The 13,890-nt window shown below is 46.1% G+C and carries 11 protein-coding genes; 3 read left to right on the top strand and 8 right to left on the bottom strand.

Translation table 11 applies throughout. The features are described 5' to 3' along the window. Window positions 1–108 precede the first annotated feature (108 nt). From ACO0KW_RS02390 to ACO0KW_RS02355, 8 genes are all read right to left on the bottom strand, one after another. Entirely contained in the window at window positions 109–3,240 is a 3,132-nt protein-coding gene (locus ACO0KW_RS02390; protein WP_423050266.1) for a DUF6701 domain-containing protein, read from the bottom strand. Window positions 3,241–3,278: 38 nt separating this feature from the next. Beyond that, window positions 3,279–3,734: an agglutinin biogenesis protein MshP gene (locus ACO0KW_RS02385; protein WP_423050264.1), complete on the bottom strand. Its 456-nt coding sequence runs from the start codon at window positions 3,732–3,734 to the stop codon at window positions 3,279–3,281. Between the two features lie 31 nt (window positions 3,735–3,765). Next, window positions 3,766–4,605, bottom strand: a complete 840-nt coding sequence (locus tag ACO0KW_RS02380) for a PulJ/GspJ family protein (RefSeq protein WP_423050262.1) — start codon at window positions 4,603–4,605, stop codon at window positions 3,766–3,768. A gap of 1 nt (window position 4,606) precedes the next feature. Beyond that, window positions 4,607–5,182: a type IV pilus modification PilV family protein gene (locus ACO0KW_RS02375; RefSeq protein ID WP_423050260.1), complete on the bottom strand. Its 576-nt coding sequence runs from the start codon at window positions 5,180–5,182 to the stop codon at window positions 4,607–4,609. Beyond that, window positions 5,172–5,672, bottom strand: a complete 501-nt coding sequence (locus tag ACO0KW_RS02370; protein ID WP_423050258.1) for a pilus assembly FimT family protein — start codon at window positions 5,670–5,672, stop codon at window positions 5,172–5,174. Before ACO0KW_RS02370 ends, ACO0KW_RS02375 begins: the two co-directional genes overlap by 11 nt. A gap of 244 nt (window positions 5,673–5,916) precedes the next feature. Next, complete coding sequence (locus tag ACO0KW_RS02365) at window positions 5,917–6,396, bottom strand: type II secretion system protein (RefSeq protein ID WP_423050256.1); 480 nt, start codon at window positions 6,394–6,396, stop codon at window positions 5,917–5,919. Between the two features lie 172 nt (window positions 6,397–6,568). After that, window positions 6,569–7,798, bottom strand: coding sequence for a type II secretion system F family protein (locus tag ACO0KW_RS02360; protein WP_423050254.1), 1,230 nt, complete (start codon window positions 7,796–7,798; stop codon window positions 6,569–6,571). Window positions 7,799–7,805: 7 nt separating this feature from the next. Next, window positions 7,806–9,509: a GspE/PulE family protein gene (locus tag ACO0KW_RS02355; RefSeq protein WP_423050252.1), complete on the bottom strand. Its 1,704-nt coding sequence runs from the start codon at window positions 9,507–9,509 to the stop codon at window positions 7,806–7,808. Between the two features lie 312 nt (window positions 9,510–9,821). Here ACO0KW_RS02355 and ACO0KW_RS02350 point away from each other — a divergent pair, with 312 nt between their 5' ends. From ACO0KW_RS02350 to ACO0KW_RS02340, 3 genes are all read left to right on the top strand, one after another. After that, window positions 9,822–10,742 (top strand): AAA family ATPase, encoded by a 921-nt coding sequence (locus ACO0KW_RS02350; protein WP_423050250.1) that lies wholly within the window; start codon window positions 9,822–9,824, stop codon window positions 10,740–10,742. 112 nt (window positions 10,743–10,854) lie between these two features. Beyond that, entirely contained in the window at window positions 10,855–11,856 is a 1,002-nt protein-coding gene (locus ACO0KW_RS02345) for a DUF58 domain-containing protein (protein WP_423050248.1), read from the top strand. After that, entirely contained in the window at window positions 11,849–13,879 is a 2,031-nt protein-coding gene (locus tag ACO0KW_RS02340) for a transglutaminase TgpA family protein (protein WP_423050246.1), read from the top strand. The genes ACO0KW_RS02345 and ACO0KW_RS02340 overlap by 8 nt, the downstream gene beginning before the upstream one ends. Window positions 13,880–13,890 lie beyond the last annotated feature (11 nt).

Below are 13,890 nucleotides of genomic sequence, written 5' to 3'. Positions count from 1 at the left end.
GTTAAGATAATATGAGCTTGTTGTCAATCATTGATCTTGGTTTTGTTGTCGGAATGATGATTTACTCTACTGATTTCCAACTTCAACTTGATACTCTTTCCAACTTACTCAATACACTTCACGCGTATAAATAAATTGATTAGATTTTTTATAGGTACCAAATTTCACTTTTGCGGTGGGATTTATTGCCGTTGCTCCGCCACGCCATGGGAATTGTAACCAGGCGCTGACTGGAATATCCAAATCTAAATAACCACTATGCCCTAATCCCGGCTTAGAAAATTTCAATTTACTGTCCCCAGCAACTAGTTTTCCGGTCGCACTTACACTTGCAGTCGTATTTCCAGCACTTAATTGATTGCTTGTAGTCAAGGGCGCAAACGTCACACCAGTACCCACTGCGGGAGCCACCACCACTGTGCAACTATCATCAAGGTTTTTCAGCCATTGATCACCATTTCTGTATTCCGCAAAAAATGGCACAGGTAAATCTAACATTTCTGATCCATAAGCACTTTGTAACTTCATGCGTCCATAACGTTGTCTGCTACTTCCAACCAGTGTTGGTGTTGCAGCGGGGACTTCCCCATCTGTTGGTGCAACGTAGACGTTAATGAGCGCTTCATTACTTAACGCAGTAGGTCGGCTAATTTTATTCCAAACAGTCACCCGGGCAGGTGCACTGGGTGTGAGATTGCTGGTAGCACTTTCTCCCGCAAACCAACTACCTGTTGGTGCAATTGCACTAGCTCCAATCGTTGAACCAGCAGGAGCACCCATCATTGTAAATAGATAGCTGCCGTAATTCGTTAAATCCAATTTAGCAAAAGCACCAGAATAGTTTTTCGTTGTGCCTCCACTACTATTTTGTGCAGTAATCGCAAACTGCGTCTGAAAACCATCCTGGCCAAAATAAGAAAAGGGTGTAACGCCAGGCACTCCAAGATTACAAGCCTCGTTCAAATTCGGAATACTAACCAGAAAATGATCTGGAATAAAACGGCCAAAATACGGACTCACTGCAGTATTCCCAAACTTGCAGCCATATTTACCACCAACCAACACGTTGGAGGCATCATTGGTGCAATCACCACTCGTGACATCACCCGAACCAGAATTCGTCACGAAATCGTCGTCAAATATACCCAAAGCTTTAAATCGGAAATACCCTACTTCGCTATACGTGAACGCAGTTCCAACCGTATTGCCTGTCGCCACATTCGCAGCTCCAAACACGCCTGTAACAGTACCGGTACCTGGCACCGGCAAACCACCATTGGCAGTGGAAGGTACGCCGGTCCACTCCAGCAAACTATTATTGACCTTAGGTGTGCCGTTGTAGCCAACTACACCGGTCGAGGCAGTTAGCGTAAAATTGTCACTCCCAGCGCGAAGTACAGAAGGTACAGTCGGGCCGGTAGGACCTGTCGTGGATAAACCACTCGGGTCGTTATCGGCAGTCGTATTCGACGCTATCGCGCTGATTATTTTCGGACGTACGGTAAAAGTATCAGAAGAACAGGCTGTCACTGGCGAGCTAACTCCCGTTTGCGTCACTCTACATCGGAGTTTCTTCGCGGCAGCGGCCAGAACCATATCCGTGAGTATCGTTTTTCTGCCATTATCCGCAGCGGCAAAAGTTAAAGCCTGGGTGCTGCCAGTCAACGCAGTAGCGGCCAGGCAAGCGCCCGAAGTATCATCATACAACTCAACATTGACATTGCCTGCAAAAGCGGTCGCAACGGCCCCGGAGGACTGCAACGCTAGCACATCAAACTTAAATCCTGTTGCTGTCATTTTGGTATATAGCGGATTACGATTAGTGACGGTTACTGGATTGTTATAGGTTAATCCCGTTTCCATACATTCAAATTTAGCAACGCAAGGTGTGCTACCGATGGTAATTTGGCAGTTGGCCTGCGCAACGCCGTTAACAACACAACGAGTGCCGTTGAGCGGTGTTGCACTTAAACCTGAAGGAATAAAGCTATAGGTTCCGGCAGAAGCCGCTGTTGCCTGCAAAATCATGTTAGCGATTGGACCCGACGTGCTACTTCCACCGATAGAAAAACTGCCGGGTGTAAAAGTCACGCCGGTAGCGGCAGGAGATAAACCAATGGATCCAGTTAACACTCCAGTACTTACCTCGCTGCCAGAAGGGCAAGGCACTGTCGTCGATAAACATGCAAGCACCTGTATTGTTTCAGGGCATAAATTGATACTGCCATCATGACGAATTTCTAAATGATCGTAAGGTGGAACAGCCGTTGTGCCAATCACAAAATCATAACTAAAAACATAAGTGCCGGTTGCCGTAAAATCATATGCAATACCAATACCTGTATCGACTAAAGTCGTGTTAATCGAATTACTCATCGCACCTGTCGTGGAGGTCGGGGTACTTAATTGCAAGACTGAGCAATACGGACTGCCATTGACAAAAAAATTACTCCACGTGGCGGCACAATAGCTACTAAAAGTGGCGACCGCACTAGCTCCTGGTGGCGGCGTTGGGGGACTGCGTTCACGAAATGATTCAACAATCGTGCCTGAAGTGGGCAACGAGGTACTTACCGGACATGGGGTTGGGTTTCCCATACTTGAATAGGTACCAATAATGCGATTCGTCCCCGTCACATTTACACCGCAACCACTGTCACTACCGCCGAGGTAAGTATCAAACACATGGTAATAGCGCACCGGGTTATTGGCGCTAACGGCATACCCGGGTGGAATCACCAATGTGACTTCAGCGGTCAAGAAATCCAGGGGCGTAGTATATTTCCACACAATAGAAAGTTGAGGCCCACTGTTAATTCCTAGGAGATGCGTGGCTGTTTGTTGCACGCCAGCTGTAGCTGGGTTCGCAGGTGTTGTGGCGCCAATACTATAAGTACTAAACATACCACCAGTAGGATTGAATGTCGTTACGGTATGCGACGGACCATAGATCAAATTATTTGCGCGAAGAAAGACACCATTATCTAAGCTGTTCGGCGTCGTTGGCAAAGCTGTTGGGCTATACACCTGCCCAGTATTATTTAAGCGACGAACCTGAATTTTGCTGGTTCTATCAATATAGAAATGAAGGCCATTGGTCGAACTAGTACCACCGGTACTGTTAAATTCAATAGTCTGCGCCTGACTCTTACCGCTCACTGAACACACGCACAAAAATAAAACAAACAGTGCCATCGCACCAATTGATTTTTGTAGGGTTGAAAGTAAATGATTAAACATGGACTAACCTATTTTTCACTGCCAAAATTCTCACACAATTAACACACGGGATCAGTTACAGCAGGACCAACGCGACAAGTACTCAAACTCGCAATAATACGACGTTCAACATAGTCACTTGACGGTGCGCTGCCCTTGCTACCAGTTGAAGTGAGCTGATAGACACGGATGGTATTTCCAGCTTCAGTCGTTGTTGTGAGCTGACAATCAACATTGATAGCGAATCCTGACAGCGCACCATTCGCGGCTGGCGGCGTCATACCAGCGGCACACCCTGCAAACACAGAATTTACAACTGCCACATTTTCAGGTGTCAGAATTTGATATGTTGCCCATTCTATTCCCGTCTTTGCTGCCTGATATGCCAAAACCCCTCGTACATCTTGGGTGACAACCGTTCGTTGACTCATATAAATCGATAACATGAAAACGCCTAAGGCGGCAAGAATCACCAATAGAAAAATGGCGGACACTAAGGAAAATCCTCGCATCATAGCGTATCGAAATAAATGACGAAGTGATTGATCAGGGTACATTATTAATATTCACATCTTGATATAGCTTAGCGGATTCACCCGCTTTCTTTAAGCCAATACGAATCGACAAGACTGCGCTACGCTCAACCACACCACTGGAGTAAGTAAAACTGCAACTATCGACATTTTCAGCCAACAATGGGGTCGTCGTATTGGCGGCGAGCGTTGGGCAACTTGCGGTCGCCGGCGCGATTGCGTAGTTGGACAAACGATATAAACGTCCAGTTCCGTTGCCGTTCGCATCAACGCCAACGCCCTGACAGACAAAAGTCACCGCTGGACTAGTTCCAGACAAGACAAAAAATCGCTTTGCTGGTGACTCCAGAGGATTTTGAATCGGCGTGCTCAATTTGATGCTATTTACCGTCGTGCCAGCACCATCGACGATGCCACGATAACCAGCCTCATAGGCGTCTGCGCCTGCAATACCCAAGTTATACACGACAATGAAATCACCCGATTGTGGAGCAGTACTCAACGGGCCGATAACATCAAATTGCGTACCCGAAGTGCTATCGAATTGCATGAAATTACCCGGTGTAGCTGAGCGATAGCGACCACCATTTGTCGTCATTAAAAACTCAACGCAAGCGGGTGCGGGTTGACGTACGCTATTTGGCAAAGCTAGGTGAATATCTCGCGACATTCGGCGTACAGCTGAATTAGCAATTTCGGTTAAATCAGCGCGGCGACTCAAATCAAGATATTGCGTTATCGGTCTCGATATAAAATTTGCGGCGGCGACCGCGAGTATGCCTGTCAGCATGATGACGATAATTGCTTCGATTAAGGTAAATCCACGTTGAGATAAAAGGCTAATTTTCTTCATATCAGGGAACTATTCTGGGCGCATAGCGATAACGATATCCAGTCAACACGACTTTGACATCGTCCACACTCACTGTCACATCAATACGAATGCAAGCACCACCACATTCATCCACCTCAAGAACTTTCATGCTATAAGCTTCTAAACCGACAATTGCTTGTTCTTGTATGTCAACGACAGGCTTGATTGGCGTAGGATCTCCATATCCAAAATAATCACCAACATTATCAAACCGTGGCACACCGCCACGCGTCTCACCTACACTTTTACCCAAGCCTTGCACTTCACTCGCACAATCAGCTGCACTATAAGCCGTCGTCGCATTCGCATCGTCTGGATCACAATACGTAAATGCCTGTAATTGGATCTCTTCTAGCATTGACTCAGCTAGCGCCAAAGCTTGCTTTTCACGAAGTGGATCGGTACTAGTGACGCTGGTTAAGTTCATAATGCGAATAACACCAATCACTGCAATGCTCACGATGAGCATGAACATGATTAGCTCAATCAGGGTCACACCACTCTGTTTAATCTTAACCGGCGGATAAAAATTTGAGGAGAGAAATTTAATGTACATATCCTGTCTCCGCCTCAATCTTGATATTACCTATTGAAGTCGAACCTCCCTGATAGAGGGTCAAATTTACTGCCGCATTGGGACTAGGTTGACCTAAGGGGTTAAATGCAAACACGGGAGAACTGCCAAAACTAATGTCAGTTGGCGCCGTTTTTACAAACCAAGTCTGCTCGCCTGGGGTCGGCACTGGAGCACCTCCATCATTTTGACAGTCGACATTGACCTGAACATAGGTCAGACAAATGATGCGACCAGTCTGACTGGCCTGCACCCAGACGGTACGACGCTGAGCAATCGCCAGCTTTTGTGCATACCGCACCATACTTAAGGTTTGATCAAAAAAACCGCGTCCATCGAATTCAACTCGCGCCGTAAAACGCGACATCGCAATTGCGGACAAAATTCCAAAAATCACCATTACGAGAATCAGCTCCACCATCGTGAAACCGCGGGCTGAATATAATGTTCGGGAATGAGCAAGAGTTCGCATAAGGAAAACCCATCGATCCAAGCGAATACATCGGGAAGAAACGGTGATCCTTGACATATTCAGTCGAATTACATGCCTTGGATCGCCAAATTTGGGTTTTATGAGTCTACGCTGTCAGTTTGCAGCATGTCGATATCGACATATCAACGCTTATCTGCAAAGACTATCGCAGGACGCACAAGCCTTCAACACTTTTCATAAAACCCATTGCACTACTAAATCAACACTAAAAAAACAAACATTATTAAGCGCAATTGGCCGCAGTTAAGCCAGCGTTACTATAAGTTGGAGGAGACCCTGCAGCAACTGGTACAGTGTAAGTCACAGCACAGGTAGCATGATTTGCATCTGCAGAAACGGTAAACACGGTCGCAGAAGTGACGGTCAACACGAAATCAGGCGTCGCCAAACCCGCAGCGATAGGAATCCCTGTCAATGCTGTAGTTGGGTAACCATTTGCCATTGGCACGACTGAACCTTCCATGGTGATTGAAGTATTCAAAGCCAATTGCTGTGTCAATTGAATTGAACGAGCCAATGCGGCGCCCGATTTCAACGACGCCAGCGCTCCATTCATTTTAGCGATACGTGCTTCTGTTTGCAGTGCTGCGAATCGTGGTAAAGCATAAGCAGACAATAAACCCAAAATCACAATCACAACGATCAATTCAATTAAAGTAAAGCCACTAGCGTGCTTAGCGGATTTGTTATGGTATTTTTGCATCATCATTCCAAAAAGTTAATAATCAATACATACATTAATAACAAGGATCTAAATACAACAAACCATGTTATTCAAATTTTTACTACTCACTTCATATCATAGCAAACATTACTTGAAAGCTAGCGTTTGAAATGTCGCGTTCAAGTCGAAAACAACAGGCCTTCAACAGGCATCACTTAGCTAATGCCACTCGTCCTAGATCCCAGATCGGTAAGAAAATACCCAACGCCAAGATCAACACCATCACACCAAGTGACACAATCAAGATTGGTTCAATGTTGGCCGACAAGGTTTTTAATTCATATTCGACTTCACCTTCGTACATCATGCCGATTTCGTCCATCAATTCATCGAGAGCACCCGTTTCTTCGCCCACAGCGATCATTTGGAGTACCACGGGCGTAAAAACATGGGTTGCGGTAGCGGTGCGCAAAATACTATCACCACGCTCAACACCGTCACGCATTTGTTCTACATGACTCGCTATATAGCTATTATCGACAGTACCTGCTACGACAGTTAATGCTTGCACGATCGGCACCCCACTCTTGCTTGATAGTGCAAAACTACGTGCGAACCGTGCCAAAGTTGCTTTGAGGACGATGCGGCCAAATATCGGGAATTGTAATATCTGTCTATCCCACCAAAATCGACCATCCCGCGTCGCCAAGAAGCTCCTAAACGCGAAAGTTGCGGCTATAGCTGCACCGAGTAAGATCAGCCAATAATCGACAAAAAATGCGGACATTCCCAATAGAAATCGCGTCATCAACGGCAGTTCAGCATGAAAACTGGCAAAGACTTTGGCAAATGCTGGGATCACAAAAATATTGATCACAACGATCGCTATCACCATCACAATCATCACAAACATCGGATATCGCAGAGCGGTTTTAACCCGATTTCGCATATCGCGCTCAAATTCTAAATGTTCGGATAAGCGCAAAAAAATCATATCCAAGCGCCCTGTCATTTCCCCTACTTTGACCATGCTGATGAAAAACAACGAAAACACATTCGGATGTCGGCGCATGGCGGTTGATAATTCACGCCCGGAATCCAGGGACTCTCGTAAATCACGAATCACACTACGAAAAGCATTGCTGACTGCGGAATCCTGCAAACCTGCCAAGCCTCGCATGATGGGCACACCAGCGCGGATAAGTGTATGCAATTGCCGGCTAAACAATTGCACGTCAAGTGCCTGAACTTTCTTCTCCCAGAATCGCTGCCACCAATTGAGTTCGCGGTTACCCGCGACGCCTTTAGTTATTTCTATACGTACTGGTGAAACACCTAAATTCATTAGCTGGCGAGCGACGGCATCACGATCGGCACTTTCAACGACACCTTCGATCAATTCACCCTGAGAGTTTCTGGCTTTATAGGCAAAAAAAGGCATGTCTCACCTATTCGTCAATTTGATTACTAATACGCATGGCTTCACTCACCGTCGTCACCCCACTCCAGACCAAATCAATTGCATATTTACGCAAAGTCTTCCCGCCCATCTGACGTTTTGCCACATCCATAAAATAGGCGTTGTCTTCACTATGCGCGGCATCCACCACGGCTTTCGTCATTTCCAATAGTTCATACACACCAATACGACCATGGTAGCCAGTACCGTTACAATGCCCACAACCGCGGCCGATATAGTATTGATGTTGATCAACTGTATCGTGCATATCCAGACTTAACCATTCATGCTCGGCGGCGGACAACGTATGGGGTACCCGACAGCTCTCACAGACGACTCTGACCAAGCGTTGCGCTAATACCGCTTGTAAAGAACTACCCATCATATAACGTGGCACGCCCATATCTAATAGCCGTATCGGGGTACTGATTGCATCATTCGTATGCAGGGTGGATAACACCAAATGTCCCGTCATCGCGGCACGCATACCGATTTGTGCGGTTTCTTGATCACGCATTTCACCCAGCAAAAGAATATCTGGATCTTGTCGCAACGCAGAACGCAGCACTCGGGCAAAACTCAATTCAATTTTTTCATTCACCTGTACTTGATTAATACCCGGCAAGCGATACTCAACCGGGTCTTCAACAGTAATCAATTTACGATCTTCACGATTGAGCTCAGCCAAAGCTCCATATAAGGTCGTCGTTTTACCACTACCGGTTGGTCCGGTCACCAACACCAAGCCATTAGGGCGTTGAATAATTGAGCGGAATCGCTCTAACATTTCGTGCGGCATGCCGATCTTATTAAGATTCAAAATGCCGCCACTCTGGTTAAGCAAACGCATTACAATAGATTCACCGTATTGCGTCGGCATCGTTGAAATACGGACGTCAATCTGTTGTTGGCGTACTTTAATAATAAAACGACCGTCTTGCGGCAGACGTTTCTCTGAAATATCCAACTCAGAAATCAGTTTTAAGCGCAGCGCCAATGCACCTGCGATTTTCATATCGGCTTCAGTCTGCAGATGCAACATCCCGTCGATACGGAAGCGAATTTGTAAGCGCTTTTCTTGAGGTTCAATATGAATATCCGATGCGCGGACTTGCGTTGCATCATCGAACACAGATTGCAACAGTTTTACGACTGGAGCGTCTTCCACCCCAGCGGCACTCACCAAAGCGCCAAAGTCGACATTCGCGTCGGTTAATTCTTGTTCTAACTCGCGCGCCAGATCAGTGATTGCGTCGGTATGCCGATACAAATTATCGATCGCCACCAACAAATCATTTTCATTTACCACAGCCAGATGAATCGCGCTTTTTAATATGCGACTAATTTCATCATAGGAAAACAAGTCAGTTGGATCAACCATCGCTACCAAATAACCAGTGTCACGCTGCTCCAATACAATGGCGCGAAAACGACGTGCCTGCAATTCAGGCAGCTTTCTGACGATATCCGGTTTGATGTTGTACTGCTTAAGATTAACGAAACTGATGTTCAATTGTTTCGCCATCGCCTCGGAGATTTGGTCTTCTGTCACGAAACCATTTTCCACAAACAGCCGCCCCAACTTACGTCCAGTGCGTTTTTGTTCAGCCAAAGCAAATTGCAGCTGCTCTTCCGTCATGAGCTTTTGTTGTAATAGGATTTCACCCAAACGAATTTTCTCTGGTCGTGCCATGCCTAATCCTTATTTTTTTCTGTATCGTGACCTATCACTTCGGTCGCTAGATGTCATTCATTTTCCACACTGAAGTTCACTACTACGTACTTGCATTTTGAAGGTCAGATCACAGTGTCAACCTATTTGCTTAAATATGCAATTTTCTGGTTGTAGTTTTCTAATTTTGCGCTCACATGCTTAAATTTTACGCAGGCTTTTAGTACCAACTTTTGCGATCGGGCTCTCTGTGCTAGTCTTACAAACTTATCCAGTCTATCTTGCTGATTTCAGCACGTATTGACGCCTGTCTTGATTCTATGGGAAAAGTACATGTTTTCAAAAGTCCATGAGGTAGCAAAACAACTGAACCTTGTCATTATCGGAAAAGAACGTCAAATTCAACAAGCACTGGTTTGCCTTCTAGGTGGTGGGCATTTACTAATAGAAGATGTTCCTGGCGTCGGCAAAACGACTTTGGCGCATGCTTTAGCAATTTCATTGGGATTGCAATTTAATCGCCTGCAGTTCACCTCCGACTTATTACCTACCGACGTCATTGGTGTTTCTATTTTTGAACGGGACAAGAGTCAATTCATCTTTCACCCAGGACCAATATTTACACAGGTTTTACTGGCAGATGAAATCAATCGTGCCACGCCAAAAACACAATCTGCATTATTAGAGGCGATGGAAGAACAGCAAGTCAGTGCCGAAGGCCAAACCCGACAATTACCTGATGCTTTTTTCGTCATCGCAACCCAAAACCCCACGCATCAAGTCGGCACCTTCCCGCTACCTGAATCACAATTAGACCGTTTTCTGATGTGCTTATCTCTTGGCTATCCCGATGCAGCAGCAGAACGGGCACTACTCATGGGCGAAGACCGCCGCAGCTTATTGAAAAGTTTAAAAGCCATCATGCGTGCCGATGAATTATTGCAAGCCCAAGCGCAAGTGAGACAAATTCATGCGTCACCGGCCTTGATTGATTACATACAAAGATTGGCGCAAAGCACCCGCGAATCAGGCTTATTTGCTGAAGGCATGAGCCCGCGCGCGTCGATCGCCTTGTTGCAGGCTGCTCGGGCCTGGGCCGCCTTGGAAGGACGTGATCATGTTTTGCCAGAAGATGTGCAGGCCGTATTGGTACCCGTGATCGCACATCGTTTACGCCCGATCAAGGCCGTCAACAGTAAATCCAACGCGAGTGCCGACTTGCTCAGCCAATTAATGTTGCAGATCGCGGTCTAAAATCCAAATTCCTTGAGCCGCAAACGCGACTTCGATCACTTATCCATAGCCAAATATCTTGTTAAAACTCTTCTCTCAAACTATGCAACAAATCAGCGGATAACCAACAGGCATGAGACAAAAGCTAAGAAGCCTGATTAAACGCATCGTGTTACTGGAAAAATCTCCAGAGGCGGGAGAAGTCGTCCTGAAACAAAGACGCGTTTTTACCTTACCAAATCAAGCGGGCTTAGTTTATGCCGGCATGTTGATCGTGCTGTTGTTAACCTCAACTAACTACAATTTAAATCTTGGCTTTGGCATGACTTATTTACTGGCAGGACTGGCTGCCGTCAATGCCCTGTTTACCTTTCGGAATCTGGCCTATCTACGTTTGCGGGCTGCACAAGGAGACAGTATTTTCGCTGGCGAAGTAGCAGAATTTCCGATCTACATCCACAACCCCCAGCAGCTCGATCGCTACGCGATTCACGTGGGTTTTCTTGATAAACAAGCGATAGAACAAAACATTGATATCAACGCCGAATCCAGCGTCACGATCAAATTACGTACACTCAGCGAACAGCGCGGTTATTTGCAGTGCCCACGAATTCGTCTACAAACCAGCTTTCCTTTAGGTCTGTTACGCGCTTGGAGTACCTGGTTACCGGCCAGCCAGATTCTGGTGTATCCAAGCCCAGAATTAAATCCACCAGCATTACCATTCGGCACAGATAGCTTGGGCAACAATAACCAAAGCAGCGGAAATGAAGATTTTGCTGGCGTGCGTAGCTATCAATCGGGCGATCCCGTAAAACATTTATCCTGGAAGCATATTGCACGCGTCGATCTCGATGCTGGTGGAAATTTGGTGTCCAAACAATTTGCTGGCGCGAGTAGCGGTGAAATTTACCTAGACTTTTCTACTCTTTCGCCTCAACTCGATTTGGAAATACGGATTTCCAGAATGACCAGCTGGGTACTGGAAGCAGAGCGCTTGCAACTCGATTACGGGTTCAAACTAGCGACCTTGAATCTCATGCCAGCGCAGGGTGAAGTTCATTGCCAAGCATGTTTAAATGCGCTGGCTCTTTATGCTTTGCCGGTTGCAGAGCTGGAGCAAAATCGTGCTTAAGACTTTTCATCAGCGTATGTCCCCATTTCAACGACCAAAGATGAGTGACGACAAACGGAATACCTTGTTGCTCGTCGTATCTTGTTTCTTGGTCCTGTCGACACATGTTGGTAATTTATTCATATGGATTAGCGTTAGTTCGGCAAGTTTGATGTTGTGGCGCGCCTTTCTAACCTTGCGCGGCTTGCAATTACCGTCACGCTGGTTATTACTACCGATCGCCCTGACTTTGATGGCCGGTATTTTTTGGCAATTTCGCAGCTTCTTTGGACGAGAAACCGGAGTCGCTATGCTGGCAATCCTACTCTCCTGCAAAATGCTGGAAATGCACGCCAAACGCGATTTGTTTGTGATTCTGTTCCTAGGCTTTTTTCTCTTAATCACCAGCTTCTTCGAGTCCCAAAGCATCGTCCGTGCTTTGCATGTCAGTCTCGCAGTCTTCATGCTGCTATTGGCACAAATCACTTTTCAGTTTCATGGCAAACTACCGAGACTTTGGCAACGTGCCAAATTGCTGTTACTGATGTTGAGTATCACTCTACCCTTAACGGTTTTCGGATTTTTCTTATTTCCACGTATTCAAGGCCCTTTGTGGGGCTTACCAAGTGACGCCGATGTTGCTCGCAGTGGCTTATCGGATTCGATGACGCCAGGGAACATCAGCAAATTAGCGATGTCGGAGGAATTGGTATTTCGTGCAAAATTTTTAGATAAAACACCCGAAAAATCTGAACTCTATTGGCGCGCCATCATACTCGATCAATTTGATGGGCGACGCTGGACACAGTCGCCCAATGCGCGCATAAGTGATACGCGCGATTTGCTTGTTTTTGGCAATCCGATTACCCAAGAAATTACTTTAGAACCCAGCAATTCACACTTTCTATTTGGCGTTGATAGCGTCTTAAATGCACCGCAATTAGACGCTACATCGACCTCTGTAAACCAAGACGGTGAACTATTTAGCAGCACCCGAATCAACACCCGAATACGCTATCAGGTCGTGTCATATCCCAATTATCGCCTTGACCAACACGCGACAGCGCAGCTACTCAGAAAAAATCTCAGATTACCGGCGAATCTAAATCCGCGCACGCGCGACTTTGCTGAGAATATACAAACGCAATACCCACACCAAGATGCACAAGTCAACGCCGTGCTTAACTTTTTCAGAACCGAAAATTTCTTTTATACGTTAGAGCCACCATTACTCGCACGCGATAGCGTCGATGATTTCCTCTTCAATACACGATCCGGCTTTTGTGAACATTATTCTAGCGCCTTCGTAGTACTGATGCGTGCCATGAATATCCCTGCACGCGTAGTCACTGGTTACCAAGGTGGCACCCGTAACACGCAAGACAATTTCTACGAAATCAGGCAATCAGACGCCCACGCTTGGGCTGAAATTTGGATGCCTGAGCGGGGATGGATAAGGGTTGATCCAACGGCAGCCGTCGCCCCAGAACGCATCCTAAAGAATTTGCAAGCGACACAATTAAATAAGGGACTTGCGGGACTAGTCAATTCCCTGATGAAAGAAAATGCCTGGAGCAAAGAATTAGCGATGCGGTGGAGCGCATTGAATAACACATGGAATCAATGGGTTCTAAATTACAATCAAACGCAGCAAATCAAATTACTTGATCGACTCGGCCTAAATGGTGTGGATTGGGCTAAAACTTTGATGACGATTTTTGTCATCGGGCTGATTGTGATTGCCGCGTTGGCGATTCCATTGCTACCCAAATTCAAGAAATTATCGCCACATGATAGCCTCTACCTACGGCTTTGCGCTAAACTCTCCAAGCAAGGAATACCTCGAGCAATTTCGGAAGGCCCCAGCACTTATCTAAGAAGTTTGGAGAAACAAATCGATCAACAACGATTTCTGAAAATACGAGAGTTTATTCAGCTATACACAGAAATCCGTTACGGTAAGCATTCCAACGCCGATTCATTGCATCAATCTGAACGAACAACAAAAATTCAGCGTATGCGTGCTTTATTAAAACACATTTAACCAGACAGAAT

This window comes from Undibacterium sp. Ji22W, assembly GCF_049340305.1.
Classification (GTDB): Bacteria; Pseudomonadota; Gammaproteobacteria; order Burkholderiales; family Burkholderiaceae_D; genus Undibacterium.
Note: the sequence above shows the minus strand (reverse complement) of the source record. Positions and strands in the feature narration are given on the sequence as shown.

Excerpts from the sequence above, each read along its gene's own strand:
- ACO0KW_RS02350 (WP_423050250.1), top strand. The coding sequence starts at position 9,822 with ATGTTTTCAAAAGTCCATGAGGTAGCAAAACAACTGAACCTTGTCATT.
- ACO0KW_RS02380 (WP_423050262.1), bottom strand. The coding sequence starts at position 4,605 with ATGAAGAAAATTAGCCTTTTATCTCAACGTGGATTTACCTTAATCGAA.
- ACO0KW_RS02385 (WP_423050264.1), bottom strand. The coding sequence starts at position 3,734 with ATGATGCGAGGATTTTCCTTAGTGTCCGCCATTTTTCTATTGGTGATT.
- ACO0KW_RS02390 (WP_423050266.1), bottom strand. The coding sequence starts at position 3,240 with ATGTTTAATCATTTACTTTCAACCCTACAAAAATCAATTGGTGCGATG.
- ACO0KW_RS02365 (WP_423050256.1), bottom strand. The coding sequence starts at position 6,396 with ATGCAAAAATACCATAACAAATCCGCTAAGCACGCTAGTGGCTTTACT.
- ACO0KW_RS02375 (WP_423050260.1), bottom strand. The coding sequence starts at position 5,182 with ATGTACATTAAATTTCTCTCCTCAAATTTTTATCCGCCGGTTAAGATT.
- ACO0KW_RS02345 (WP_423050248.1), top strand. The coding sequence starts at position 10,855 with ATGAGACAAAAGCTAAGAAGCCTGATTAAACGCATCGTGTTACTGGAA.
- ACO0KW_RS02355 (WP_423050252.1), bottom strand. The coding sequence starts at position 9,509 with ATGGCACGACCAGAGAAAATTCGTTTGGGTGAAATCCTATTACAACAA.
- ACO0KW_RS02370 (WP_423050258.1), bottom strand. The coding sequence starts at position 5,672 with ATGCGAACTCTTGCTCATTCCCGAACATTATATTCAGCCCGCGGTTTC.
- ACO0KW_RS02360 (WP_423050254.1), bottom strand. The coding sequence starts at position 7,798 with ATGCCTTTTTTTGCCTATAAAGCCAGAAACTCTCAGGGTGAATTGATC.